Source organism: Inquilinus limosus (genome assembly GCF_051487185.1).
In the GTDB taxonomy this organism is placed as follows: Bacteria; Pseudomonadota; Alphaproteobacteria; order DSM-16000; family Inquilinaceae; genus Inquilinus; species Inquilinus limosus_F.
In genome coordinates, this window is the sequence record NZ_JAHVDK010000053.1 from 1 (window position 1) to 24,234 (window position 24,234).

Consider the following 24,234-nt stretch of genomic DNA (forward strand, 5'->3'; position numbering starts at 1 on the left):
CCCCATTTCCGCGAACAGGGCCACGGCGTCCTCATCAACAACGCGTCGATGGTCGCCTATGCGGGACAGTCCTATACCAGCGCCTATGTGCTGAGCAAGTTCGCCATTCGAGGGCTTGGCGAATGCTTGCGGCAGGAGCTGTTCGACGCTCCCGGCATCCACGTCTGCACCGTGCTTCCCGCCTCGATCGACACGCCGATCTTCCAGCATGCGGCCAACTATACCGGCCGCGCGATCCGGCCGATCCCCCCGGTCTACAGCGCCGCCCGAGTGGCCGCCGCCATCGCTGGCCTGGCCAGACATCCGCAACGGGAGGTCTTCGTCGGCAATTCCGGCCGTCTGATCGCGTTCGAAAAGACGGTCGCGCCGGGGCTCACCGAACGGATGCTGGCGTGGCTGGTGGACAGACGTCATCTTCAGGATCGTCCGGCCGAGCCTTCCCCAGGCAACCTGTTCGAACCGATGCATGACGGGCGCGCCGTGAGCGGCGGCTGGCAAGCGGCCCCGACCAGGACACCCTGGGGGGCTTTGCTCGCTGCCGGATTGGGATTGATCGCCATTCCGATCGGCATCGCCGTCTCGCGTCGATGGACGCGATCCTAGCTCTGCCCGAGAGGCGATGGCTTGATCTGATGTTCGGCGGGCCTTGCGCACCGCTCTTTCTCGTCGCTCTTGCAACAGTGGGCCGCAACCCATATTCCAGGAGTTGCATGACAACTTGAAAAGCGGCGACGGTGGCCAGACGATCTCCCCCCGCATCCTTGACGCTCGATATGGTGGTCCCGAACACCAATCTCGTGTCGTCGCTGAGCGCGGCCCTCGAGCGCGAGATCTTGAGCGGACGGTTCAAGGTCGGCGACCGGCTGCCCACGGAAAGCGAGCTGTCCCGGACCACAGGCGTGAGCCGCACGGTGGTCCGCGAGGCGGTCGCGGCCCTGCGCGCGTCGGGGCTGGTGGAGACGCGCCGCGGCTCCGGCGCTTTCGTGGCGGCACAGGCGCAGCCGCCGCGGATCGGCCCGGCCGCTCTGCGGGCCACGCTCGATGACATCCTGTCCGTTCTCGAGCTGCGCCTGGCCGTCGAGGTCGAGGCGGCGGCGCTGGCCGCCGCGCGCCACCGTGACGAGGACATCCGCGCCATGTCCGCCGCGCTGGAAGAGGGCGGGGAGGCCGCCAAGGACTGGCGGCGCATGGTGACCGCCGACCTCGCCTTCCACCGGGCGATCGCCGCGGCGACGCAGAACAAGTATTTCGCGGACTTCATCGATCATCTCGGCGAGTTCGCCTTCCCGCGCCGCCACCTCGATCCGCCGGCCGCGTCGGCCTATGGTCTCCCGGATTACCACGAGCGGATCGAGGCGGAGCATCGGGCGATCCTCGAGGCGATACGACAGCGCGACAGCGCACTCGCGAGCGCCGAGATGCGCCGGCATCTGGCCGGCAGCCGGGCGCGCTACAAGGCGATGACCGGCGAGTAGGGGCCGGGCCCGCCGCCGGTTGAGTTGTATGATAACCCTCGATGGTTCGCGCGGAGGCGATCAGGTGCCCAGCAGATAGGGCGTCCCGGCGGAAGCCGCGATCTCCCGGATCTTCGCGACGAGCTCCGCCGACATCGGGATTCCCTCCGAAAGCCGACGCTCTCGCTCGGTCCATTCCGGGTCGCCAGAGACCAGCACCGGTTCCGCTGCATCGGCCGGCCGGGTGGCCTTCAGCGTGCCGATCACCTCGTCGACGTCGCGCTCGAAGTCGGGGAGCGGTCTGAACGCCTCCGGGTCGATCGCCAGGAAGAAATGGCCGATATTGTCCGGGTCGCCGGGCTTCTGCGTCCTGACGCGGGTCGGCGAGAAGGAGCCGCCGGGCAGCGCGCCTGCCAGAATCTGCGCGAACAGGCCGAGGCCATAGCCCTTGTGCCCGCCGAGCGGAGTGAGGCCGCCGGGCCCGCCTTCGAGCAGGCTCCGGTAGGCTGCAGTCGAGTCCGTCACCGGCCCGCCCTCGGCGTCGACGACCCAGCCCTCGGGGATGTCCTTTCCCGCCAGCGCGTAGATCTTGACCTTGTTGGCGGCGACGGTGCTGGTCGCCATGTCGAGGATGACGGGCAGATGGGCCCGAGAGGGGGCGGCGAGCGAGATCACATTGGTGCCGAGGACGCGTTCCGCGCCGCGCGTCGGCACCACGAGGATCATCTTGCTGGTCGACACGGCCATGCCGATCAGCCGCTCCTCGGCCGCCATGCCGCTGTAGATGCCGGCCGCGCCGAAATGATGCGAGTTGAAGACGGCGACGGCGGCGATGCCGGCCGCCTTGGCCTTGGTGATCGCAAGCCGCATGGCCATGGTCGCGACCGGGTGGCCGAGGCCCGCGCCGCCATCGATCAGCGCCGTGACCGGCGTTTCGCGCAGGATGCGCGGCTCGGCGGCGAGCCGGAGCTGCCCCGCCTCCTGCAACTGCCGATACGCGATCAGCATGGAGATGCCATGCGAGTCGATGCCACGGAGGTCGGTCTCCACCATGACATCGGCCGTGACGGCGATCTTGTCCTCCGGCATGCCCCAGGCCCGCAGCACCGCCTCGATCTGCGCCCGCACGGCGGCGGCAGGCACCGTGACAATTTCGGCCACGGCTAGCCCGCGCGCTGGAGGAGCGGCCGCAGTCCGAGCAGGTCGAGCGTGGTGGCGCCGGCCTTCAGCTTCTCCTTGATTGCGTCCTCCTTGTCCTCGCGCTCGCGTGCGGCCTTGAGGGCCAGCGCGATCATGGCGCGCGGGATCACCACGACGCCGTCGTCGTCGCCGATGATCACGTCGCCTGGGGAGACGGCGACCCCGGCACAGACGATCGGAACGCCGACCTCGCCCGGATTGGATTTGGCGGCCCCTTTCATGGCGAGGCCGCGGGAGAAGACGGGAAAGCCCATCTCCCTGAGGCAGGGCCCGTCGCGCACGCAGCCGTCAATGACCAGCCCCACGGCCCCTCTCGCCCGGCAGGCGGTGGCGAGCACGTCGCCGAAGGGGCCGGACTCCACGAAGCCGTCATTGTCGACGACCAGCACGTCGCCGGGCTGCGCCGAGGCGGCGGCCACGTGGATGGCGAGGTTGTCGCCAGGCTTGCAGCGCACCGTGAGCGCCGAGCCGGCGACCTTCATGCCCGGGTAGATGGGCTTGATGCAGGCGGGCATGGCGCCGCGCTGGCCCATCGCCTCGTGCAGCGTGGGCGGCGAAAAGGCCGCGAGCGCGGCGATCTCCTCTGTCGATGCCCGCTCGAATGTCTTGGTCATACGCGCCCCCACTGCGGTCACGATGCGATAAAGCGCCCTTCCACCGGGTAGATCGGATCGATGAAGTTCGGGATCGCCGTCGTGCCGGGCGGCACCAGCCGGTCGATGACGGCCTCGTCCTCGGCGGTCCATCCGATGTCGACGGCGGCGAGGTAGCTTTCCCACTGCGCCATCGTCCTCGGGCCGGCGATGGCGCCCGTCACCGCCCCATTGGCCAGCACCCAGGCCACGGCGAAGGCGGCGGGGTCGCAGCCGCGCCGACGGGCGTGCTCCCCGATCTCGGCCGCGGCGGCGAGTGCCGCGGGCGCATATTCGGTTTCCATCATCCGCTTGTTCTGCTGGGCGGCGCGGCTGTCCGGCGGCGGCGGCTCGCCGATCGCGTATTTGGCTGTGAGCACCCCGCGCGCGGTCGGGCTGTAGCAGAACACGCCGATGCCAAGCGCCCGGCAAGCCGGCAGCACCTCGACCTCCACCGTGCGGTTGAGCGCGTGATAGAGCGGCTGGTCGACGACCGGCCGGTCGATGCCGGCCTCGTCGCAGATCGCCGCGATGCGGGCGATGCGCCAGGCCTTGAAGTTCGAGACGCCGAAATAGCGGATGGCGCCGCTGCGCTGCAGGTCGGCGACGGCGCGCACCGTCTCCTCCAGCGGCGTCCCGGGGTCTTCCTTGTGCAGGTAGAGGATGTCGATGAAGTCGGTGCCGAGCCGCCTCAGGCTCCGCTGCACCTCCTCGATGATCCATTTGCGCGACAGGCCGCGCTGGTTGGGGCCGGGCCCGTTCGGGTTCGCCAGCTTGGTCGCCAGCACCCAGTGATGGCGGTCGGCGGCGATGGCGCGGCCGACGATCTCCTCCGACCGGCCGCCCGCATAGGTGTCGGCGGTGTCGATATGGTTGATGCCGTGGTCGAGTGCGGATGCGACGATGCGGTTGGCTTCGGCCTCGTCCGTCGCCGCGCCGAAGGTCATCGTGCCCAGGGCGAGCCGCGACACCACCAGCCCGCTGTTGCCCAGCCGTTTCGTCGGGATGGTCGCCATGGCGGTTTCAGCGCACCAGGTTGTCGTTGATGTAGGCGAGGTTGATGTCGGCCCCGAGGCCCGGCTGCTGCGAGAGGGGCACGAAGCCGTCCTCGTCCATCGGGTCCACTGGCGCGTTGAGATATTCCGGCACCCTGTCGTAGTCGAGGAAGGGGTGCAGCAGGCCGCGCTCGTACCAGACGCAGTTCTTGATGCAGCCGATGACGGTCAGGTTGCCGACGCCGCTGCCGTGGATCTCGCAATCCATGTTGAAGGCCTCGGCGAGGTGGGCGACCTTGAGGCTCGGCATGATCCCGCCGACATCGAACACGCCGGTGCGCATGATGTCGCAAGCGCCGGCCTTGGCCCATTCGGCGCGGACCATATGCTTGCCCATGGCCACTTCCGGGCCGAGGATCGGAATGTCGAGATTGCCGGCGAGCCAGGCGTAGGAGCTCATGCTCGCCTCGTCCATCGGCTCCTCGTACCAGGCGAAATCCAGCTTCTGCAGCTCGCGGCCGAGATACAGCGCGTCGGACCGGCTGTACCAGTGATAGGCGTCGAGCATCAGCGCGATGCCGGGCCCGACCGCCTCGCGCACGGCGGCGCAGGCGGCGACATCCTTCCTGGGGTCGGGCGCCGCTGCGCCGTCGGGCATCCAGGTGTGCAGCTTGATGCCCTTGTAGCCCCGCCGGACCAGCGCCTCGGCGAAGCGGGCGTAGTCGTCGGGGGAGGAGAGCCCGCCCGGGATGTCGTCGCCGACCATGGTGCTGCCATAGGCGGGCGCCTTGTCGCGATAGCTGCCGATCAGCCGGTGCACCGGCAGGCCGAGCTTGCGCCCGGCCAGGTCCCACAAGGCCAGCTCGACCGCGCACAGCGCCCGGTCGGTGAGCTGCTCGGCGCTGCCACGTTGCCGCAACAGCAGCTCCTGCCACAGCCGCTCGCGCTCGAAGGGATGCTGGCCGAGGAGGACCGGCTTGTAGAGCTTCTCCACCACATAGGACCGGATGACCTCAGGATTGTAGATGCAGTAGCCCTCGGTGCCGTCGTCGCAGTCGACGGTCAGCAGACCGCTCCGCGTCTCGGTCTCCTTGCCGGGATGGGCGTGGCCGGCCTTGTCGCGCGCGATCTGGGTCTTGTGGACGAATACGCGCACGGTCACGTCGACGATCTTCACGGGCGTCCTCCATCGGGGCGGATTGTGGCGAGGTCCAGGGTCGTGTCGGGCGGCTGTTCGGGCTGAAGACCGGCGCCGTCGGACCGCGCCAGCCGGCGCGCGAGCGACCGGTCGTAGCGCCGGCTGGCCTCGATCAGGATCTGCGTGTAGGGATGCTGCGCCCGGCCCTCGGCGAGATCGGCGCTGGTCAGCGTCTCCAGGATGCGGCCGTGCTGCATGACCGCGAAGCGGCCGCACATATGGGCGACGACGCCGAGGTCGTGGCTAACCAGGATGTAGGTGAGCTGCTTCTGCGCCCTGACATCGGCGAACAGGTTCAGGATTTCCGCCTGCACCGAGACGTCGAGCGCCGAGGTCGGCTCGTCGAGGAGCAGGAGGCGGGGCTCCAGGATCAGCGCCCGTGCGATCGCGACGCGCTGGCGCTGGCCGCCCGAGAGTTGATGCGGATAGCGGTAGCGCAGCTGCGGCGCCAGCCCCACCTCGCGCAGCGCCTGGTCGATGCGGTCGCGCACGTCGCCGATCCCGTGGATGACGAGCGGCTCGGCCAGCGTGGCGTTGATCGTGCGGCGCGGATGGAGTGAGCTGTAAGGATCCTGGAAGACCATCTGGACGAGGCGCGAGCGGGCCTTGCGGTCCGCCGCCGCGTCGTCGTCGAGCCGGACGGTCCCGGTCCAGTGCCGGTGGAGACCGGCGATGCAGCGCAGGATGGTCGACTTGCCCGATCCGCTCTCGCCGACCAGCCCGAACACCTCACCCTGCTCCACGACGAAACTGATGCTGTCGAGCACCCGCAAGGCTCCGGGGCCGCTGCCGAAGGCGAGGCTGAGGTCGTCGACGGTCAGGATCGCCATGCCTGTGTCCTCACCCCAAAGCCCAGGAGGGATCGCGCATCATCACGGGCAGCCGGTCGCGGCGCCGGTCGATGCGGGGCAGGGCGTCGAGCAGCCCGCGGCTGTAGGGATGCTGCACATTCTCGAGATCGGCCGCGGCGATCGATTCGACGACGCGGCCCGCATACATGATCAGCACCCGGTCGCAGAAGGAGCGGACCAGGTTGAGATCGTGGCTGATGAAGATCAGGCCGATGCCGCGCTCGCTGACGAGGTCGTCGAGGATGGCGAGGACCTGCAGCCTCACCGTGACGTCGAGGGCGGAGGTGGGCTCGTCGGCGATGATGAGGTCGGGCTCGGGGATGAGCATCATGGCGATCATCACGCGCTGGCCCATGCCGCCCGAGACCTGGTGCGGATACTGGCCATAGACATGCCCGGGGTTGCGGATGCGCACCGCCTCCAGCATGGCGAGCGCCTGCTCGCGCGCCTCGGCACGCGAGGCCTTGCGGTGCCGGCGATAGGCCTCGGCGATCTGCTCGCCCACGGTCATGACCGGGTCGAGCGCGAATTTCGGGTCCTGCAGGATCATCGAGATGCGCCGGCCGCGGACGCCGAGCATCTCCCGTTCGCTCGCCGTCAGGAGGTCGATGCCGCGGAACTCGAACCTCCTGGCGGTCATCTGCGCGGACCCCGGATGGAGCCGCAGGATGGACCGACCGATGGTCGACTTGCCGGAGCCGGATTCCCCCACGATGCCGAGCTTCTCGCGCCCGACGGTGAAGGAGACGCCGCGCACGGCCTCGACCAGGCCGCGCGGGGTGGAGAAGCGCACCCGGAGGTCCTCGACCGTCAGCAGGGGTTCGGGCGCGGCCATCTCAATCCTGCCTTGGGTCGAGGACATCGCGCAGCCCGTCGCCGAAGAGGTTGAAGGCGAGGCTGACGATCAGGATCGCCATGCCGGGCATGGTGACCACCCACCAGTGGTCGAGCATGAAGCGGCGGCCTGTGGAGGTCATGGCGCCCCATTCGGGCGTCGGCGGCTGGGCGCCGAGGCCGAGGAAGCCGAGGCCCGCCGCGGTCAGGATGACGCCCGCCATGTTGAGCGTGACCCGGACGATCAGGGACGGCAGGCACAGCGGCATGACGTGGCGCGTGATAATGCGCAGGGCCGACGCGCCCTGCAGCCTGGCGGCGGCGATGAAGTCGCTGCCGGCGATGGTCAGGGCCTCGGCCCGGGCGAGGCGCGCGATCGGCGGCCAGGCGGTGAGGGTGATGGCGAGCACCGCATGATCGAGGCCGGGCCCCAGCGCCGCGGCGAAGGCCAGTGTCAGCACCAGGCCCGGGAAGGACAGGAAGAGGTCGGTGAGGCGCATCAGCACCATGTCGGCGACGCCGCCGAGATAGCCGGCGGTCGCGCCCACCGCGAGGCCGATCGGCCCGACGGTGATGAAGACGAGGGCCACGATGTAGAGCGTGACGCGCGAGCCGTAGACGATGCGGCTGAAGATGTCGCGGCCGATCTCGTCCGTCCCGAACCAATGGGCGGCCGAGGGCGGGCGCAGCGCGTTGGGCAGGTTCTGCGCCAGCGGGTCGTGGGTGGCGAGCCATGGGGCGAAGGCCGCCACGAGGCAGAGCAGGACGATGATGGCGAAGCCGATGGCGGCGAGGGGATTGGCGAAGAAGCGGAGAGCGGCGGCATAGAATTCGTGCAGCATCGCCTCGCCGGGCGAGCGGGGCTCGCGCGACATGTAGGCCTTCAGGCCTCTCGCGGGCGTTCCGGCATCGGCGGGCAGGTCGGCCATCAGCGGGTCCTCGGATCGAAGACGCGGTACAGCAGGTCGCTCAGGACGTTGAGGCTGATGAAGATCAGCCCGACGATCAGCACGCAGACCATCACGGCGTTCATGTCGCCGAGCAGGAGATTGTTGGTGAGGTATTGGCCGAAGCCCGGCCAGGCGAAGACCGTCTCCACCAGCACGGCGCCTTCCAGCAGGTTGCCGTAGGTGAGCGCCACGACGGTGATGAGCTGGACCCGGATGTTGCGGAACGCATGGCGCCAGATCACGTCGCGGCGGGGCAGGCCCTTGACGCGCACGGCGATGATGTATTCCTGCGACAGCTGCTCCAGCATGAAGCTGCGCGTCATGCGGCCGAGATAGGCCATCGAGGAGTAGGCGAGCACGGACGCCGGCAGGGCGATGTGGCGCACCGCGCTCCAGAACACCTCCATGTCTCCGTCGATCAGGGAATCGACGAGGAGCAGCCCCGTCCTGACGGGCACGATGCCTTCATAGAAGACATCGACGCGGCCGCCGCCGCCGACCCAGCCAAGCTGCGCATAGAAGAGCAGAAGCCCCATCATGCCGAGCCAGAAGATCGGCACGGAGTGGCCGAGCAGCGTGACGACGCGGACGATGTGGTCGGTCAGGCGCCCGCGGCGGCTGGCGGCGAGCACGCCGAGCGGAACACCGATGCCGGCGCCGAGCAGGATGCTGACCGTCGCAAGCTCCACGGTCGCGGGAAAGACGCGGATGACGTCATCGATCACGCGGTGGCCGGTCAGCAGCGCCACCCCGAAATCGCCGCTGAAGATCTGCCGCAGGTAGTACCAGAGCTGCACGTGCAGCGGCTGGTCGAGGCCCAGCTTCTCGTACATGGCCTGATACGCGGCCTGATCGGCATCGGCGCCGACCAGCCTCGCCACCGGGTCGACCGGCATGACGCGGCCGATGAGGAAGGTGAGGATCAGGAGCCCGAGCAGGGTGACCACGACCGCGAGGGCCTGGTCGAGCCATGTGCGCGACGCCCTGCCGCGTCCGAACCATCCTGACAGCTGTGACAGCACGCTCTCCGCTCCCGGAATGACGGGACCGTTCGGCCCTCGGTTACCGCTCCTTCGTCACCTCGCGGTACCGTGTGGTCCAGGCATAGTGGTAGACGTAGCCCTTCACGTCCGCGCGCGTGACAACGGAGTCCAGAGCCTGAGAAAACGGCTGAATGGACGGCACGATGTCTTCGGCATAGAGCTGGATCTCCTCGTACATCTTCTTCTGCTTTTCCTGGTCCGTCTCGAGGAGCGCGGCGTCGATGAGCTGGTTCAGCTTCTCGTCGTAGAAGGCGGTGCGCCAGCCTTGGAACGAGGTCAGCTTCGCCTCGTCGCGGTTGTCGGGGTTGTAGAGCTGGTTGCGCAGGTTCGAATGCGGATGCGGGTCGGTGCCTCCGCCGCCGCGGCCGACGATCAGGTCGAATTTGCGCTCGCGCATCGCCCCGTAGACGGCGTCACCGTTGCCGGAGATGATCTCCGCCTTGATTCCGGCCTGTGCGAGCGTGCCCTGGATGGATGTGGCCGCGTCGATGAAAGGCGGGTCCGACAGCACGCGCAGCGTGGTCGAGAAGCCGTCCGGGTAGCCCGCCTCGGCCAGAAGCTTCTTGGCCTGGTCCACGTCGAGCTTGTAGCCCGGGTCGGGGAGTGAACCCGGCAGCCCGATCTGGATCGGGCGCTGGTGATAGAAGCCGCAGAACGGCATGATCGTCTTGTTGATGCCGTCGTAGTCGATCAGGTATCGCAGCGCGAGGCGGACGTTCTTCTTCGCGAACTTCTCGTCTTTCATGTTGACGGCGAGATAGTACATGTTGCCGCCCGGTGCCGAATTGATGATCACATCCTTGTTGTTCTTCAGCGCCTCCATGTCGGCCACCGACAGGTTCATGGCGATGTCGATGTCGCCGCGCTCGATGGCCAGGCGCTGCGTCTGCGGCTCCGGCATATGGCGGTAGATCACGCGCCGCATCTTCGCTGGCTCCCTCCAGTAGCCGTCGAAGCGCTCGAGCATGATGATGCTGTTCGGCTGCCAGTTGCGCAGGGTGTAGGGGCCGGAGCCGGCGTCGTGCGTGGCGAGCCATGCCTGGCCGAGATCGCCGTCCTTCTCGTTCTCCATGACCAGCTTGCTGTCGAGCACCATGCCGGCGGTGTTGTGCGCGACGGTGTAAAGGACGAGCGTCGGATCGGTCCTCTGCGGGATCTTGAGCACGACCGTCTCGTCGTCCGGAGCCGTGATGGTCTCGGCGACGTTGTCGGCCGTGAAGCCGGAGATCTTCCAGTTCGAGCCCTGCGTGGACTGGGTCTTGAGCGCCCGCGTCACGGACCAGACGAAATCCTTGGCCGTCAGCGGGTTGCCGGAATGGAACGTCACCCCCTTGCGCAGCTTGAAGGTGATGGTCTGCCCGTCCTCGCTCACCGTCCAGCTTTCCGCGAGGCTCGGCAGCAGCTTGCCGCGCTCGCGCGGATCGGTGTCGATCAGCGAATCATAGACATTGGCCAGCACCTCGAGCGACTCGCGACCCGTCTGGAAAGGCGGGTCGAGCGCCAGGATGTTCGTCATGCTGAGCCCGACGACGATCTGATCGTCCGGCGTGGCGGCGTGGCTCTGGCCGGCCGGCCAGGCGATCATGGCGAGCGCAAGCACTCCGGCCCGGAGGCCGCGGAAGATTGCGGTCATCCTGTTCCTCCCTCGGCGCGCCCGTCCGGTTCTCCCGCGGCGCATTCATTCTTGTTCGGCAGAAACTTAAATGATGTCATATAACTTGTGCCGTCCCTTGTCACGCCTCTTCTGCACGGTCAGGCTGGTTCCGATGCGGCACAGCTCCAGACAGCCACGTCGCCGCTGCTCGGGAGGTCGTACCGACCGTCGATCATGGCTCGGTCACGGCCATGCGGTCGCGTAACTCGCTGTGGAAGCACGCATTTCCGATCGACCGGCAGGCGTGAATGCCGCGGCGCATGAGGGAAGCCTGGTCCGGCCAGATCCCCGAGGCATGCCTGGCCTTCGACGCGCAGTCGCTGGTCGCACGCGCAAAGTTATCATATTACTTTGTGCGAAGCGCAACGCCGCGGCCTCATCGCTGCCGGCCTTGACGCCCATGGTTCGACGCACCGGCGGCAAGATCGCCCGGCTGCGATCGGGGTCTCATGATTTCGGGGAGAACACCTCCCTCTCCGCCATGCGGGCGAGCAGCCGGTCCCTGGCCGCGGTGACGTGGTCGAAGACGGCCTGGCCCGCTGCCGCGGGATCACGGGCCTCGAAGGCCAGGATCATCTTCTCGTGCTCGGCGATGACCGCGTCGTACACATCCGGGGTGTACCCGCCCAGGCTGTCCGCCACCGTGCGCACGACCCGGGTGCGCCCTTCCAGAATCTGCTCGGCTTCGGGATTCCTCGCGATCTCGTAGATCCGCTTGTGGAAGATGATGTTCTCGCGTGACGCCACCATCGGCTTTCCGGAGCGGATCAGGGTGCTGAGATCCTCATGCAGCCGGCGGAGCGTGGCGATGTCGGCATCCGTGGCCCGTTCCACCGCCCGATGGGCGAGCATCGACTCGATCCCGACCCGGATGTCGTAGATGTTCCGGATGTAGTCTTCGGTGATGGATTCGATCCGGAAGCCCCGATGGGCGAGCGAGATCAGGATCCCTTCGCCCTCCAGCTGGCGCAGCGCCTCGCGGATCGGCATGTGGCTGACGGCATAGCGCGACGTCAGCGCCTCGATCGTCAGGTGCGTTCCCGGCACGAACTGCCCCGACACCAGATCTCCGATGATGGCGCGCTTCACCCTGAGATAGGTCGGCTCGTTCAGCGGTGCTTCGGGAGCGGGGCTGACCCACGGATCCACGGTCTTCTCTCCTGTGCCTTCCTTCCGCCGGCCCAGATTATCGCCGTACCACGTTGACGCGCGCAAATATATTTGCGCAAATATACGGGCAGCCAAACCAGAGGGTGCCTCGGGAGGCGCCCTCGACCAAGAAATCTGGGAGGAGCGTCATGTCCGACGACCGCTTGCGCCTGGGGGCGCATGGCGTCTGGTCGCGCCGCCGGGTTCTGCAGGGCGGCGCGCTGGCCGGGTTGGGGGCGATCGGCCTGTCCGCCCTGAGCAGGACAGGCTTTACCCAGGGCGCGTCGGCGGAGCCGGATGCCGGGCTGGTCGCCGCGGCCAAAGCCGAAGGCACCCTGACCTATTATCACACGACCGCGATCGACCCGACTGCCGTCTGGACGAAGGTGTTCACCGACGAATACGGGATCACGACGCAGAATGTCCGCGGCCCCAGCTATCCTCTGTTCGAGCGCTGGCTGACGGAGGAGCGCGTCGGGCAGCACATCGCCGATGTCGTCCAGATCACCGACACCGTCCTGATCGAGTCCGCCCATGACGAGGGGCTGGTCGCCGACTACGCCCCGGCCTCGGCGGCAGGCATCCGCCCGGAGATGAAGAAGGACGGCGTCTGGTACACGATCTTCGTGAACGCCATGGGGATCGCCTGGAACGCCACCAAGGTCACGCCGGAGGAGGACAAGCTGATCCGAGAGGGTGGCTGGAACGTCCTGACCGACCCCCGCTGGGCGGGCCGCTTCGCGACCGGCACCCCCGCATCCGGCGGCAGCAGCTACTCCTATGTCTACATGTTCCTGGGCGGGAAGCGCGACCAGTTCGGGCCGGACTTCGTGGCGAAGATGGCGGCGCTGAAGCCGCAGGTCTATGAGAGCAAGTCGCCGATGTACGACCGCCTCGCCGCCGGCGAGCATGCGATCGTCGACCAGGCCTCGCAGAGCGACATGGGCGGCTTCTACCTCAAGGGCGCGCCGGTCCGCTGGGTGTTCCCCAAGCCGACCCCGGCCAACCTGACCGTCCAGGCGATCTCGGCGCAGGCGCCGCATCCGAACGCGGCGCGGCTGTTCCAGCACTGGGCGGCCAGCGCCGAAGGCCAGGCGGCCTGGTTCAAGGTCGCCGGCGTCGCCTCGGGCCGGGACGACACGGTCGACCCCCGCAAGGCGGCGAAGGCCGACTGGTACAAGGAGGACTGGTACGCCGACCCCGAGGATCTCTATATCGATTACCTGAAGGATCCTGGCTACGTCGATCCGGCGAAGCCGATCATCGCCGAGTGGAACCAGATCTTCGGCCGCTGAGGCGCGCGATGGCCATCTCCGCGCCCGCGCTGAAGGTGGAGGATCACACAGCCGGCTACGCCTCGCTGCGCCGTCGCCGGCGCGGGCTGGCGCTGCCGCTGGTCCTCGGCCTGCTCCTCGCCGTGCTGGTGCTGGTCCCGATCGTGCTGATGTTCGTCGGCGCGGTGCGGACCGGAACCTTCGTGGATCCGCGGGCCCAGTTCTCGCTGCGCAGCCTCGCCGCGGTCTATACGACGCTGCCCTATCTCAAGATCCTCGCGGTCACGGTCGGGGCGTCGCTGCTGGTGTCCCTGATCGCCTGCGTCATCGGCATTGCCCTGGCCTGGCTGCTCGCCCGGACCGACCTGCCCGCCAGGGGAATGATGGAGAACGCGGTCATCGCGCCGCTCTACCTGTCGCCCTTCGTCGGGGCGCTGGCGTGGCTGGTGCTGGCCTCACCCAATGCGGGCCTCCTGAACGTCCTCGCCCGCGACCTGTTCGGCGTCACCGGCCCGGTGATCAACGTGATGACGGCGGGCGGGGTGATCCTGGTCATGGCCCTCTACAACGTGCCCTACGCCTATATGACCGTCTCGGCGGCCCTGAAAGGCATGGACCCGTCGATGGAGGAAGCGTCCTACCTGAACGGAGCAGGCACGCTGGCGACGGCCCTGAAGGTGACCTTCCCGGTCATCCGCCCGTCGATCGTGTCGGCCTTCTTCTTCGTCTTCGTGCTCACCTGCGGCACCTTCTCGATCCCGGCCGCCCTCGGCGGCACGCAGGCGCTGCCCTTCCTGGCGGTCGACATCTACCGGGCGGTCGCGACCTTCCCGCTGGACTACGCCCGGGCGGCCGCGATCGGCACCCTGCTGTTCTGGATCTCGCTGATCGGGGTCTTCTTCTACCGCTTCGCCTCGAGGGTCGCGACGCGCTTCGTCACGGTGACCGCCCGCGGCACCCGCACCCGTCTCGTCAGGCTGCGCGGATGGCGGCTGCCGTCGGTCCTCGCGATCCTCGTCTATGTCACGCTGGCGATCGTCCTGCCGTATCTCGCGCTTCTCTACGTTGCGTTCACCAGCTTCACCTCGTCCTCCATTCTCGACGCGACCTTCACGCTGGCGAATGTCTGGTCGGTGCTCGGCTCGGTGGCGGTGCGGCAATCGATCGGCAACACGCTCCTGGTCGGGATCCTCTCACCGACGCTCTGCGTGCTGCTCGGGACCGTCATCGCTTACGCGGTGCGGCGCCTCGATGTGCGCGGCGGCGGCGTCCTCGACGCCATCGCCATGTTCCCGATCGCGATACCCGGCATCGTCTTCGGCACCGGCATCTTCTGGACCTATCTGATGACGCCGGCCTACGGGACGATCTGGATCCTGGTGATCGCCTTCGTCGCGTCCTACATCCCCTTCGCCTACCGCATGGTCGACACCTCGATCATCCAGATCGACAAGGCGCTCGAGGAGGCATCGGCCATCTGCGGCGCATCGCATTGGCGGACGGCCAGGCAGGTGACGCTGAAGCTGATCCGGCCCGGCATCCTCGCGGCCTGGATTCTCGTCTTCATCTTCTCGGTCCGCGAGATCAGCGCGGCGATCCTCCTGGCGTCGCCGAGCAACAAGGTCCTGTCGGTGATGTCCTGGGACTATCTCGAATTCGGCAACGTGCAGAACGCGGCCATCGTCGGCCTGCTGCAGACGGCCATCCTGATCGCCGGGATCGTCGTCGGGCGATACGTCCTGCGGGTGAGGCTGTCCCAGGCCGTCTGACCGGCGACCGCAACTCTCGAGGGAGCGTCATGGCCAAGCTCAGCGTCGAAGGCCTCGTCGTCGCCTATGGCAGCATCACGGCGGTCCGCAACGTCACCTTCAGCGTGGAGGACGGCGAGTTCGTCTCGCTCCTGGGGCCGAGCGGATGCGGCAAGACGACGACCTTGCGCTGCATCGCCGGGCTCGAGAGCTCCGCGGCGGGAACGATCCGGATCGGCGGCGAGGTCGTGGCGGCGGATGGCCGGGACGTACCGCCCGAGCGGCGCGGCATCAATATGGTGTTCCAATCCTATGCGATCTGGCCGCATATGACGGTCTTCGAGAACGTCGCCTATGGCCTGCGGACGCGGCGCGAGCCCGCCGCGACCATCGCGGCCAAGGTCGGCGAGACCCTGAGGATCGTCGGCCTCGAAGGCTTCGACGCGCGCTACGGGACCGAGCTCAGCGGCGGTCAGCAGCAGCGGGTGGCCTTGGCGCGCGCCATCGCCACCTCGCCGCGCCTGCTGCTGTTCGACGAACCGCTGAGCAACCTCGATGCCGGCCTGCGGGACCGCATGCGCTTCGAGCTCGTCGAGTTGCAGCGGCGCCTCGGGCAGACCTCGCTCTATGTGACGCACGACCAGTCGGAGGCGATGCTGATGAGCGACCGGATCATCCTGATGAAGGATGGCGAGATGATCCAGTCCGGCAGCCCACGCGATCTCTACGACCGGCCCGCCAGCCGCTTCGCCGCCGAGTTCATCGGCAACGCCAATATCCTGGAGGGCGATATCATTCGCTCGGCAGGCGACGGGCGGGCGCTCGTGTCCCTCGTCGGCGGCCCGACGATCGAAGGGCGCTTCTCGCGGCCGGAGGCCGTCAAGCCATCGGGCTCCATCCTGGCCTGCATCCGGGCCGAGAGCATCCTCCGGGTGCGGGACGCGGATGATGGAAGCAACGGCTTCGACGCCGAGGTGTCGTCCGTCAGCTTCCTCGGGCCGGTCGTCACCTGTGTCCTGCGTATCGGAGGGATGACCCTCCGCGCCGAGCTGCCGGCCCGGACCGCGCCCGCCGCCGGCGAGACCATCCGCGTCCGGATCGAGCCGGACGCCGCCATCCTGATTCCGAACGGCTAGGCGGCTCCTCGTTCAACCCCTCCTGAAGGACAGACACATGCGCATCGACAGCGTCGAGACCATCCTGGTGGACCGGTACCTGTTCGTCGAGGTCCGGACGGACAACGGTCTCGTGGGGCTCGGCGAGGGTGGGGCCTGGGGATTCCACGAGGCGACGGCCGGCGCCGTCCTCCGCTTCAGGGACTACCTGCTCGGGCAGGATCCGCTGCGGATCGAGCATCACTGGCAATACATGTACCGCTGGGCGCATTTCCGCGGCTCGGCGGTCATGGCGGCGATCAGCGCCATCGACATCGCCCTCTGGGACATTGCCGGCAAGCATTTCGAGGCGCCGGTTTACGCCCTCCTTGGCGGCAAGGTAAGGGACAGGGCGCGCGCCTACTACCACGTGTTCGGCGAGACCAAGGAGGAGCTGTTCGCCGGCGTCGAAGCCGCCAGGAAGATGGGGTTCACCGCCGTCGGCCATTTGACGCCGTTCCTGGACAGCCGCCGGGATGTTCCCTACTTCCAGACGCATGCCGAGAAGATCGCCGACGCAGCCGATACCGTGCGGGAATACCGGCGGATCGCCGGGCGGGAGATGGATCTCTGCATCGAGATCCACCGGCGGATGAGCCCATACGAGGCCGTCCAGCTCGGCCGGGCCATCGAGCCTTTCCACCCGCTGTTCATCGAGGATCCGATCCTGCCGGATAATCTCGACGAGATGGCTTATGTCGCGGACAAGATCTCGATCCCGATCGCCACCGGCGAGCGCATGACCTCGCTGTGGGAATTCCAGATGCTCCTGGCCCGCGACGCGGTTCAGCTGGTCCGGCCGGATGTCTGCATCGTCGGCGGCATCTCGGGGGGGCGCAAGATCGCGGCGCTCGCCGAGGCGTCGCATGCGGGGATCGTGCCGCACAATCCGCTCAGCGCCGTCTCGACGGCGGCGTGCCTGCAGATCGCGGCGACCGCCCCGAATTTCGTGCTTCAGGAGTTTCCGAACGACACCTGGGACGTCACCGACAAGCGGCCGGACTCGGACAGCTTCCTGGTCGGCGCTGCGCGGCATGACGGCGAAGGGTTTCTGACGATCAGCGACGAGCCGGGAATCGGCATCTCGCTTCGGCCAGACGCGGCCGAGAAGTTCCCGTACCGGGCCCGCAAGATCCACACCCGCCTGCACAAGGACGGCTCGGTCGTCGATCAGTAGACACGTCGATGGCGTTGATCCGTCGGGACAGCCCCGGAGCCGCTCCGAAGCTGCCTCCCCGCTGGCGAGGCTGCGGAACGACCGCAGTCCCTTCAGGGTATCACGCCGTTGGTCGTGCCGTTGGGCCTCTCGATTATCGCACAGCGCTCAAGTCGACACGCGCCAGCGCTCCACGAGCGCCAGGCCACCGATGGCGTAGGCCGAGGCAAGAAGAACATTGAGCAAGCGATTGATGAAGGCCTCCCCGCTACCGCCCGGCAGCGGCGTCATGCCGAGGCCCAAGAGGAGGATAAAGGTCGCAAGGGCGATGGCGTAGACGGGTGCGCGATCGCCAGCCGTCGCGATGCGGGCAGCGAAGATGAGGCTCGCGGCAAGACAGGCCGCGATGAAAAACAGAAATGTGCCGTTCAGGATCACGAGATTGTAGACGACGACGGCCGCGATTCCGCCGGTCAGGTTGCCGAGGATCAGGCCGAGCGCAGCCCGCTGCCCTTGCTGTCGATCGTGCAGACGGAGCAGCGTCACGATGACGATCAGCACAACGATCGCGACCTGCGTGGCGTCAAGAACGAACCAGGCCAGGGCCGGAAGCAGGACGACGGTGTCGAGAAGGGCATGGCGCGCGGCCATCGTCGGCTCGGCCGCACGTCTCGCGCCGGCGGCTGCCGTTGCATCGGCGCCGGCCGCGGGAGCCGGGAACGCCGCGTGCGCCGCCCATACTGCGATGAGCGCGACGACGCCGGCCGATATGAGCGTCGCTGCGAACGTCCCCGCCCCAGCGGGCGACAGAACGGCGATGGTCGGAAGCGTGACGGCCGAAAGCTGGAGAAGGAGCGTCGCCAGATCCGGTGCACCGCGCCAGTGGGCATAGAATGAAAGATAGATGAGGAGCGTGAGCGCGAGAATCAGCGCTGCCGGCTTGCTGATCACCATGGCCGTAAGCGCCAGCACCACGCCGGTCGACAGCGCGATCAACACGATGACGGCGAGCCCTTGACCGAGGCTCGGCGGGCGCGGCTGCTTGACAAGCATGTTCGCGGCAAGGAGCGGCGCCAGGAAGCTCGCATCCGAGTCAAGCGCCTCGACTGCCGCGAAGCAGGCCGTCACCCCGAACGAGAGCCGAAGGGCGGCGCGTCGGGCGCCCTCTACGGCACGGTCGACGTCGCCGTGAGGCGCGGCAGCGGTATCACTGGACATAGGCCAACAGCGCGACGAGCCGCATCCTGATGTAGCCGAGGGCGTTCATGATGGCGTTGTCGCTCGGATAGATCATCACGCTGGCCTGCGAGCCGAACCGCAGCGGCCGCGTCTCCCTGTCAAACTCGATGCGCACCGGCATCGGCTGCGGGGGTCGAATCCAACCACTCTGGGTACGCGGGTTCGGCAAGCCGGTGCGCAGGTCGACTCCGCGGTTCCCGACCGCATAGCCGAGCGCCGCCACGCGCCCCTTGACCACTCGTCCCGGAAGGATGTCGAGCACGATCTCGACCGGATCGCCGACGGCGATGCTTTCCAGGCTGACTTCCCGGAACGCGGCCTCGATCCAGACCTCCCTGAGGTCGACGTAGGTCATCGCGGCCTCGCCCTTCGCCAACAGCTGTCCGATCCCGAGCGAAAGATTGGTCACACCGCCCTCGGACGGAGCCAAAACTGCGGTGCGTTGGAGATCGAGGTTCGCTTGCTCCAAGGCCGCCATGGCATCGCGGATTTGAGGATTGGCTATGCCTGTGGGGCCAAGGGCCTGACGGGCCTTCTCGAGCTCGGCTTCGGCCTGCGCCACGATGGCTTCTGCTGAATCCAAGGTCGCCTGTGCCTCCGCCCGGCGTGCCTCGGGGTAGACGCCCTTCTTGATGAGTTCGAAGCTGCGCGCCGTTTGCTCGCGCGCGTTCTCCCGCTTGGCGATCGCCTCAGCGAGCTTCGCCTGCGCCGTCGCCACCGTGGCGGTCGATGCCCCGATCGACTGCCCGACAGCTTCGAGCTGCGCCTCAGCGCGGCGGACGGCGAGCGCATACTGGTCTGGATCAATGCGAAACAGGACCGTGCCCGGCTCCACCCGCTGATCGGTGACGACACCGACCTCGATCACCTTGCCGCCAACTTCAGGGGCGATCCTGACCAGAAACGCCTGCACCAATCCCTGCGCCGTGTAGGGCGTATAGCGATCGGCGGCGATGCCGTAGAAGAAGAGCACGGCGCAGATCGCGATCACGATCAGCGTCAGGCGGCGCACCGGGTTGGTCGGCGGTGGAGCCTTGGCCGGCGGCGGCGCGGTCGTCGAGGGCTCCGATGCCGCTTGCTTGTCTGCCATGGCGTTGTCCCTGGCACACCGTCCATCGCTGGGCGGCGTGGAAGTTGGAGACGCTCAACTCGCCTTCGATCGGCACAGCGGAACGAGGACGGGAACTGGAAACTAATGCGTGGTCGCCGCGATGATCCCGAGTGAACCGAGCCCGAAGACCATCAGTTGGACGGCCACCGCGGTCAACAGAATGCCAAACACGACCTCAGAGATAACCAGACCGGTGGGGTTCAGACGCTTTGATATCTTGTCGATGTTGGCGAAAACCAGGTAGTCGAACGCCCCGACCAGCAAGACGAGCCCCAAGACGAGTCCGGCGCTCGCGATCGAGACGACCTCGCCGGACGCGACGATGAGGATCGTGATGCCCACCGGGTTCAGCAGATACGGTGTTGCGAGCGGGTAGACCGCGATGTGTTTCGGATCCTGTTGAGCCCCGGCCTCCTCCTCGATCTTCTTGCCCGGCCCGGACACCATGTTGATGGCGAGGATCGCAAGGATGATCGCACCACCGACCGCGACGGCGCCGCCGCTGATGTGGAGGAGGCGCATGAGGAGCGCGCCGGTGGCGAACAGGATGATTGCCGTGACGACCGCCGTCACGACCATCCGCCGGCCTACCGCCCGCTGCGTCTCCGCATCGAAGTGCCTGGTCTTCTCGAGGAACGGCACCAAAGCGATCTTGGGGCCCATGCCGATGAGCAAGAGCACCAGCAGCGTCAGTACGAGCTCGACATCGATGACCGAAAAATCCATTGCGATATCTTTTCTCGCCGGTCTAGCGCCAAAATCCGCGCGCCCATGACCAAAGCAGCAGAGTTTCTCACGATATCCGACAACTCTACCTGTCGCCCCACGCCGGTCAAGCGCGCAGCCGATGGAAGGCGAAAGCAGGATACTTGGCATCGGCCGCTATGCATCGCGGTGGATGAGGGCAGCCTGCGACGGCGCGGACTGCGGCGGTGCGAACTGCGGGGCGGTAACGCCCATGGTGATGTAGATGCTGGTGAAGCCCTCGACCCCGAACGCAGCCGGCCGTACCCATTCGGCGGGGACGAAGACCAAGCCACCGCCGAAGGGAATTGGCGCAGTTGGGACCAGGATGACCCGGTAGGGGCGCCCCTCGATCTCGATCGGCTCTGTCGTCGGCATCAAAGCCAGCACCGCAGCGCTGGAATCGCCGCCGAAAAAGCACCAGACCGGGCTCATGGACTTGAGATCGGTGTTCTCGCGGCGGTCCAGCATGCTCACGAAGCGGTTGGTCAATCCGTATATGCCCCCGATGAGGGGGACGCGCACCATCGCCCGGTCGAGCAGCGACCCGACTTGCCCGGACATTTGTGATGCGACCAACCGGCCCAGGAAGTAGAGCACGAGCAGCACGAGCAGCGTCCCGACGAGGTAGGCGGAGAATTCGTCGGAGACGACGATCAGTCCGACCGCCGACAGGATGCTGCCGACCACGCTGCCCGGGCCGGTCAGCCTGTGCACGAGGTTTGCGACCCACGTGATGATCATGACGGTGATGACGAGAGGCAGGACGGCAAGCAGCCCGGCTGCGATCGAGTTCACGATGTGTTTTGCGATCGTGCGCACTGGTATCTCCCTCACCGAGTCAGCGAGAGTGCTGGATTGCCGGTCCGGAAGCCCGGTTCCTCCTCACAGGCAGCGCCCGCTCGCGGCCCTCTGAGCGCAAGCGGCGGCGAGGCGACGTTACAACCAGCCCCGCTGCCTATAGGCGTCGACGATCAGCCCGGCGATCTCTCGGGCGGTGCGGCGTGCGGCGGCCTCGATCGTCTCCGGGCCGACCTCCTGCACGACATTGCTGGCGCCGCTCACCGCCGCACTGGCCGCGACGCTGCCCACGGAGGCCCCGATCCCGACGGGCACCAGCATGCCAGGCAGCTTGGCACCCGCTGCGTCGATCTGCGCCGATCCGAGAGGACGCAAGCCGGTGGGCGTCACCTGGTAGGCTTCGGCCAACGTCTTCAACTCGGCGGCACCGGCACCAAATCCGATGAGCACCCGCGTCAGGCGGCTCCCTTCGCTGGCGGCGATGAATTCGCCGCGGATGACGCCGTCGCCGATGCGTGGCGCCGGTGCCGAGGCCGCGGATTGCGCCGGGATTCCCGCCCCGTTGAGCTCTCTCACAAGATTCTCCGCCACCAGCCGGCCGAGCCGTCGGCCCAGCGCCACCTGCTGCGGCGTCTGCGGAACGGTTCGCTGCTGGGTGTAGCGGGCGATCACCGAGTCCGGCGGCAGATCGCCGGGAGTCCCGGCGAAATCATACACCACGACGCGCTCGGGGCGGGTCAACGCTTCGCCGGCGACGGTGCTTTGGCGCTGCACGACACCGCTGGACGCACAACCAGCGGCGAGCAGCAGGATGGCAGTGGCGCACGCAACCAAGTCTAGCCGTTTCATGTCGGTCCTCCCAATCCGCGATGCCGCTGCTCTTTCAGGCGAGCAGCGAGACTTTTCCACTCACGATGTCATAGCGGGCCGGCACGACCTTCAGGCGCAAGCCATGTCAACGGCTTGGACGGAAATGTCCTGAGGGTTCATCCCTGCCTCCCTGCGTTCCGCTGGCCCGCTGACATCCACGCGCCATTCGGAAGCATCGCCGCGCGCGGACGCTTCGGGTCGGCTCCGGCCGGTCATACCTGCGGCCGATCACAATTACGGCCGCTCTGGGGAAATTTCGCAAGGTCCGGAGTTGGTTGGCTTCCGGTCGCGGCGGCCGACCAGTGTGATCGACTGCTTTCCGCTCCTTGCCATCCGTCGATCGCGCTCAAAAGGTCCGCTTCTCACCCTTGCGGTCAGGGGGAGGGGTGACGATGCCGTGTCTCCTGGCCAAGCCGGCTCCGACCCGCTGCCGATTCCTCGATGTGAGAAGCGCCATGACCGCACGCGGCTCCAAGCGGACATCTGGCTAGCGCGCCGGGTCTGGCGGGCCGGCGGTTACGTCTTATGCGCCGCCGCTGGCGGCGCTTCGAACCAACCCTTGCCGAATTTATCCGGGCGCCACTACTCCAGAATGACGACGGCCTCCACCTCGAAGAGCATGGCGTCGATGGCAAGCTTGGGAACGGGAACCAGAGTCTGCGCCGGCAGTGCCTCGCCGAACATTTCCTTGACGTTCTGGGTCAACACCCCAAGCTTGGACATATCGTGATCGACCACGAAGACCGTGAGCTTGGCGACCTGATCCGGCCTGGCGCCGAGCGCTTCGAGGGCGGTGCGCAAATTTGCGTAGGCCTGCTTAACCTGGACAGCGAAGTCGGGCGACAAGGCTCCCGTGCTGTCTTGGCCGCCCTGTCCGGAGATGTAGGCAACCCGGGCTTCGCGGGGCGTGATCACGGCCGTGCTGTAGCCATTCGGTGACGGGTCGTAGAGGCTTTTTGGATTGACGATGGTCAGCTTGAGATCATTCTCATTCGCTGTCGTCGCAGTGGGAACTCCCATGGTCATGATAATTAGCCCTCCGATAAGCAGATGCTTGATTGCGCGTGACATGATTTTCTCTTGGCTCTGCGGACTGCGAGCAATAAACCCTCGCGGCCGGCATGGTTGAACTTTAACCCTATCGCCCATGCGACTGACTCGTACGCCATACGATTCAATCGCATCGTACATCATACGAGTCAATCGGTCAGGTTCGACATTCGTCGCGTTGCCGGTCAAAAGCGACGTTGTGCCTGGCGAGGAAGACGGGATGGCAGCCAAACGTAGCGGTGCCCGGAGCAAACGGTCTCAACGAACTGGTGTGGGGCTCCAGCCCGTGCAGGAGGCGCCCAGTGAACCGCCTCTCTCTCTGGAGCGTATCGTGGCGACCGCGGTAGAACTGCTGGACGCCCAAGGAGTCGGCGGACTGACGATGCGTCGGCTGGCCGATCGCCTTGGGTCGGGCGTGATGAGCCTATATTGGTACGTCGACAACAAAGAGGATGTCTTTGATCTGGCGCTCGACTCGGTGCTCGAGTATCGCGGACCGCCGCAAATCGTTGAGTCTCAAGACTGGCGCGGAGAAGTCGTTCATATGCTCGAAGACTGGCGCGCCAGCATGCTGCGCCATCCTTGGTCGGCATCGCTGTTGCCCCGCCGGGCGCTCGGCCCGAACATCCTCAGTCGCCTGGAACTGCTGAGCAAGACCTTGTCCAGAGCCGGTGTAGCGGACGCAGATTTGAACGTCGCGATATGGTCGCTCTGGAACTATGTGATGGGCGCCACCATCACCCGGGCGAGCTTCGACCTCTCGGACGACGACAGGGCCGCCGCGCAGCAGCGCCTGACACGTCTCAGCGAACGCTATCCGACAATCGAACGCTCTCGTCTGCTGTTGGATAATGATTGGGGTGGCGCCTTCCGGAAAGGCCTCGACTTCCTGCTTGATGGCCTCGCCCCGAGACAATGAACGTGCCTGCGCTGGCGCTGCCCTATCCGAAGGAACTGCTGTTTTAACGGCAGCTTTCCACCGAGGCCGTGTGGAAACGCGTGTGCGATGAGCGCTGGATGGGTTGCGGTGCAGTCGTTGTGACGGAATGTGAGGCCAGGCGTCAGGCCCGGATCGCCTGGAGTAGGCCGCCAACCCCGAGGATGGAGATCACACGCTTCATATTATA

General features: G+C 67.0%; 23 protein-coding genes. 7 read left to right on the forward strand and 16 right to left on the reverse strand.

Annotated elements, in window-relative coordinates; all coding sequences use genetic code 11:
- Positions 1-603 (forward strand): SDR family NAD(P)-dependent oxidoreductase (locus KXR53_RS34465; RefSeq protein ID WP_437380147.1); only part of this gene is annotated, 603 nt, incomplete at its 5' end.
- A gap of 170 nt (positions 604-773) precedes the next feature.
- Complete coding sequence (locus KXR53_RS34470) at positions 774-1,475, forward strand: FadR/GntR family transcriptional regulator (RefSeq protein WP_437380148.1); 702 nt, start codon at positions 774-776, stop codon at positions 1,473-1,475.
- 60 nt (positions 1,476-1,535) lie between these two features.
- Here the strand turns inward: KXR53_RS34470 and KXR53_RS34475 are convergent, their stop codons facing one another.
- From KXR53_RS34475 to KXR53_RS34520, 10 genes are all read right to left on the reverse strand, one after another.
- Entirely contained in the window at positions 1,536-2,615 is a 1,080-nt protein-coding gene (locus tag KXR53_RS34475) for an Ldh family oxidoreductase (protein WP_437380149.1), read from the reverse strand.
- A gap of 2 nt (positions 2,616-2,617) precedes the next feature.
- Complete coding sequence (locus tag KXR53_RS34480) at positions 2,618-3,268, reverse strand: 4-carboxy-4-hydroxy-2-oxoadipate aldolase/oxaloacetate decarboxylase (protein WP_437380150.1); 651 nt, start codon at positions 3,266-3,268, stop codon at positions 2,618-2,620.
- 17 nt (positions 3,269-3,285) lie between these two features.
- Positions 3,286-4,302: an aldo/keto reductase gene (locus KXR53_RS34485; RefSeq protein WP_437380151.1), complete on the reverse strand. Its 1,017-nt coding sequence runs from the start codon at positions 4,300-4,302 to the stop codon at positions 3,286-3,288.
- Positions 4,303-4,309: 7 nt separating this feature from the next.
- Complete coding sequence (locus KXR53_RS34490) at positions 4,310-5,458, reverse strand: mandelate racemase family protein (protein WP_437380152.1); 1,149 nt, start codon at positions 5,456-5,458, stop codon at positions 4,310-4,312.
- Positions 5,455-6,309, reverse strand: a complete 855-nt coding sequence (locus KXR53_RS34495) for an ABC transporter ATP-binding protein (protein WP_437380153.1) — start codon at positions 6,307-6,309, stop codon at positions 5,455-5,457. Before KXR53_RS34495 ends, KXR53_RS34490 begins: the two co-directional genes overlap by 4 nt.
- A 10-nt stretch (positions 6,310-6,319) precedes the next feature.
- Positions 6,320-7,165 carry an ABC transporter ATP-binding protein gene (locus KXR53_RS34500; RefSeq protein WP_437380154.1) on the reverse strand — a complete coding sequence of 282 codons (846 nt, stop codon included), beginning with the start codon at positions 7,163-7,165 and terminating at the stop codon, positions 6,320-6,322.
- 1 nt (position 7,166) lies between these two features.
- Complete coding sequence (locus KXR53_RS34505) at positions 7,167-8,093, reverse strand: ABC transporter permease (RefSeq protein ID WP_437380155.1); 927 nt, start codon at positions 8,091-8,093, stop codon at positions 7,167-7,169.
- Entirely contained in the window at positions 8,093-9,136 is a 1,044-nt protein-coding gene (locus KXR53_RS34510) for an ABC transporter permease (RefSeq protein ID WP_437380156.1), read from the reverse strand. Before KXR53_RS34510 ends, KXR53_RS34505 begins: the two co-directional genes overlap by 1 nt.
- Positions 9,137-9,176: 40 nt before the next feature.
- Positions 9,177-10,790, reverse strand: a complete 1,614-nt coding sequence (locus KXR53_RS34515; RefSeq protein WP_437380157.1) for an ABC transporter substrate-binding protein — start codon at positions 10,788-10,790, stop codon at positions 9,177-9,179.
- A 468-nt stretch (positions 10,791-11,258) separates the two neighbouring features.
- Positions 11,259-11,960 (reverse strand): GntR family transcriptional regulator, encoded by a 702-nt coding sequence (locus KXR53_RS34520; protein WP_437380158.1) that lies wholly within the window; start codon positions 11,958-11,960, stop codon positions 11,259-11,261.
- A gap of 149 nt (positions 11,961-12,109) precedes the next feature.
- Between KXR53_RS34520 and KXR53_RS34525 the strand changes: the two genes are divergently transcribed.
- The 4 genes from KXR53_RS34525 to KXR53_RS34540 are packed head-to-tail and all read left to right on the forward strand — an operon-like array spanning position 12,110 to position 17,313.
- Positions 12,110-13,255, forward strand: a complete 1,146-nt coding sequence (locus KXR53_RS34525) for an ABC transporter substrate-binding protein (protein ID WP_437380159.1) — start codon at positions 12,110-12,112, stop codon at positions 13,253-13,255.
- Between the two features lie 8 nt (positions 13,256-13,263).
- Complete coding sequence (locus KXR53_RS34530; protein ID WP_437380160.1) at positions 13,264-15,003, forward strand: ABC transporter permease; 1,740 nt, start codon at positions 13,264-13,266, stop codon at positions 15,001-15,003.
- Between the two features lie 29 nt (positions 15,004-15,032).
- Positions 15,033-16,118: an ABC transporter ATP-binding protein gene (locus KXR53_RS34535; protein WP_437380161.1), complete on the forward strand. Its 1,086-nt coding sequence runs from the start codon at positions 15,033-15,035 to the stop codon at positions 16,116-16,118.
- 37 nt (positions 16,119-16,155) lie between these two features.
- Positions 16,156-17,313, forward strand: coding sequence for a mandelate racemase/muconate lactonizing enzyme family protein (locus KXR53_RS34540; protein ID WP_437380162.1), 1,158 nt, complete (start codon positions 16,156-16,158; stop codon positions 17,311-17,313).
- Between the two features lie 147 nt (positions 17,314-17,460).
- Here the strand turns inward: KXR53_RS34540 and KXR53_RS34545 are convergent, their stop codons facing one another.
- The 6 genes from KXR53_RS34545 to KXR53_RS34570 form a co-directional block, all read right to left on the reverse strand.
- A complete protein-coding gene (locus KXR53_RS34545; protein WP_437380163.1) occupies positions 17,461-18,510 on the reverse strand; it encodes a DUF2955 domain-containing protein in 1,050 nt (349 codons plus the stop codon).
- Entirely contained in the window at positions 18,500-19,621 is a 1,122-nt protein-coding gene (locus tag KXR53_RS34550; RefSeq protein ID WP_437380164.1) for an HlyD family secretion protein, read from the reverse strand. Before KXR53_RS34550 ends, KXR53_RS34545 begins: the two co-directional genes overlap by 11 nt.
- Positions 19,622-19,723: 102 nt before the next feature.
- Positions 19,724-20,368 carry a MarC family protein gene (locus KXR53_RS34555; protein ID WP_437380165.1) on the reverse strand — a complete coding sequence of 215 codons (645 nt, stop codon included), beginning with the start codon at positions 20,366-20,368 and terminating at the stop codon, positions 19,724-19,726.
- A 156-nt stretch (positions 20,369-20,524) separates the two neighbouring features.
- Positions 20,525-21,208, reverse strand: coding sequence for a DUF502 domain-containing protein (locus KXR53_RS34560; RefSeq protein WP_437380166.1), 684 nt, complete (start codon positions 21,206-21,208; stop codon positions 20,525-20,527).
- A gap of 117 nt (positions 21,209-21,325) precedes the next feature.
- Positions 21,326-22,036, reverse strand: a complete 711-nt coding sequence (locus tag KXR53_RS34565) for a DUF4410 domain-containing protein (protein ID WP_437380167.1) — start codon at positions 22,034-22,036, stop codon at positions 21,326-21,328.
- A gap of 603 nt (positions 22,037-22,639) precedes the next feature.
- On the reverse strand, positions 22,640-23,128 hold the full coding sequence (locus KXR53_RS34570) for a RidA family protein (protein ID WP_437380168.1): 489 nt from the start codon (positions 23,126-23,128) through the stop codon (positions 22,640-22,642).
- Positions 23,129-23,438: 310 nt separating this feature from the next.
- Here KXR53_RS34570 and KXR53_RS34575 point away from each other — a divergent pair, with 310 nt between their 5' ends.
- Positions 23,439-24,026, forward strand: coding sequence for a TetR/AcrR family transcriptional regulator (locus tag KXR53_RS34575; protein WP_437380169.1), 588 nt, complete (start codon positions 23,439-23,441; stop codon positions 24,024-24,026).
- Positions 24,027-24,234 lie beyond the last annotated feature (208 nt).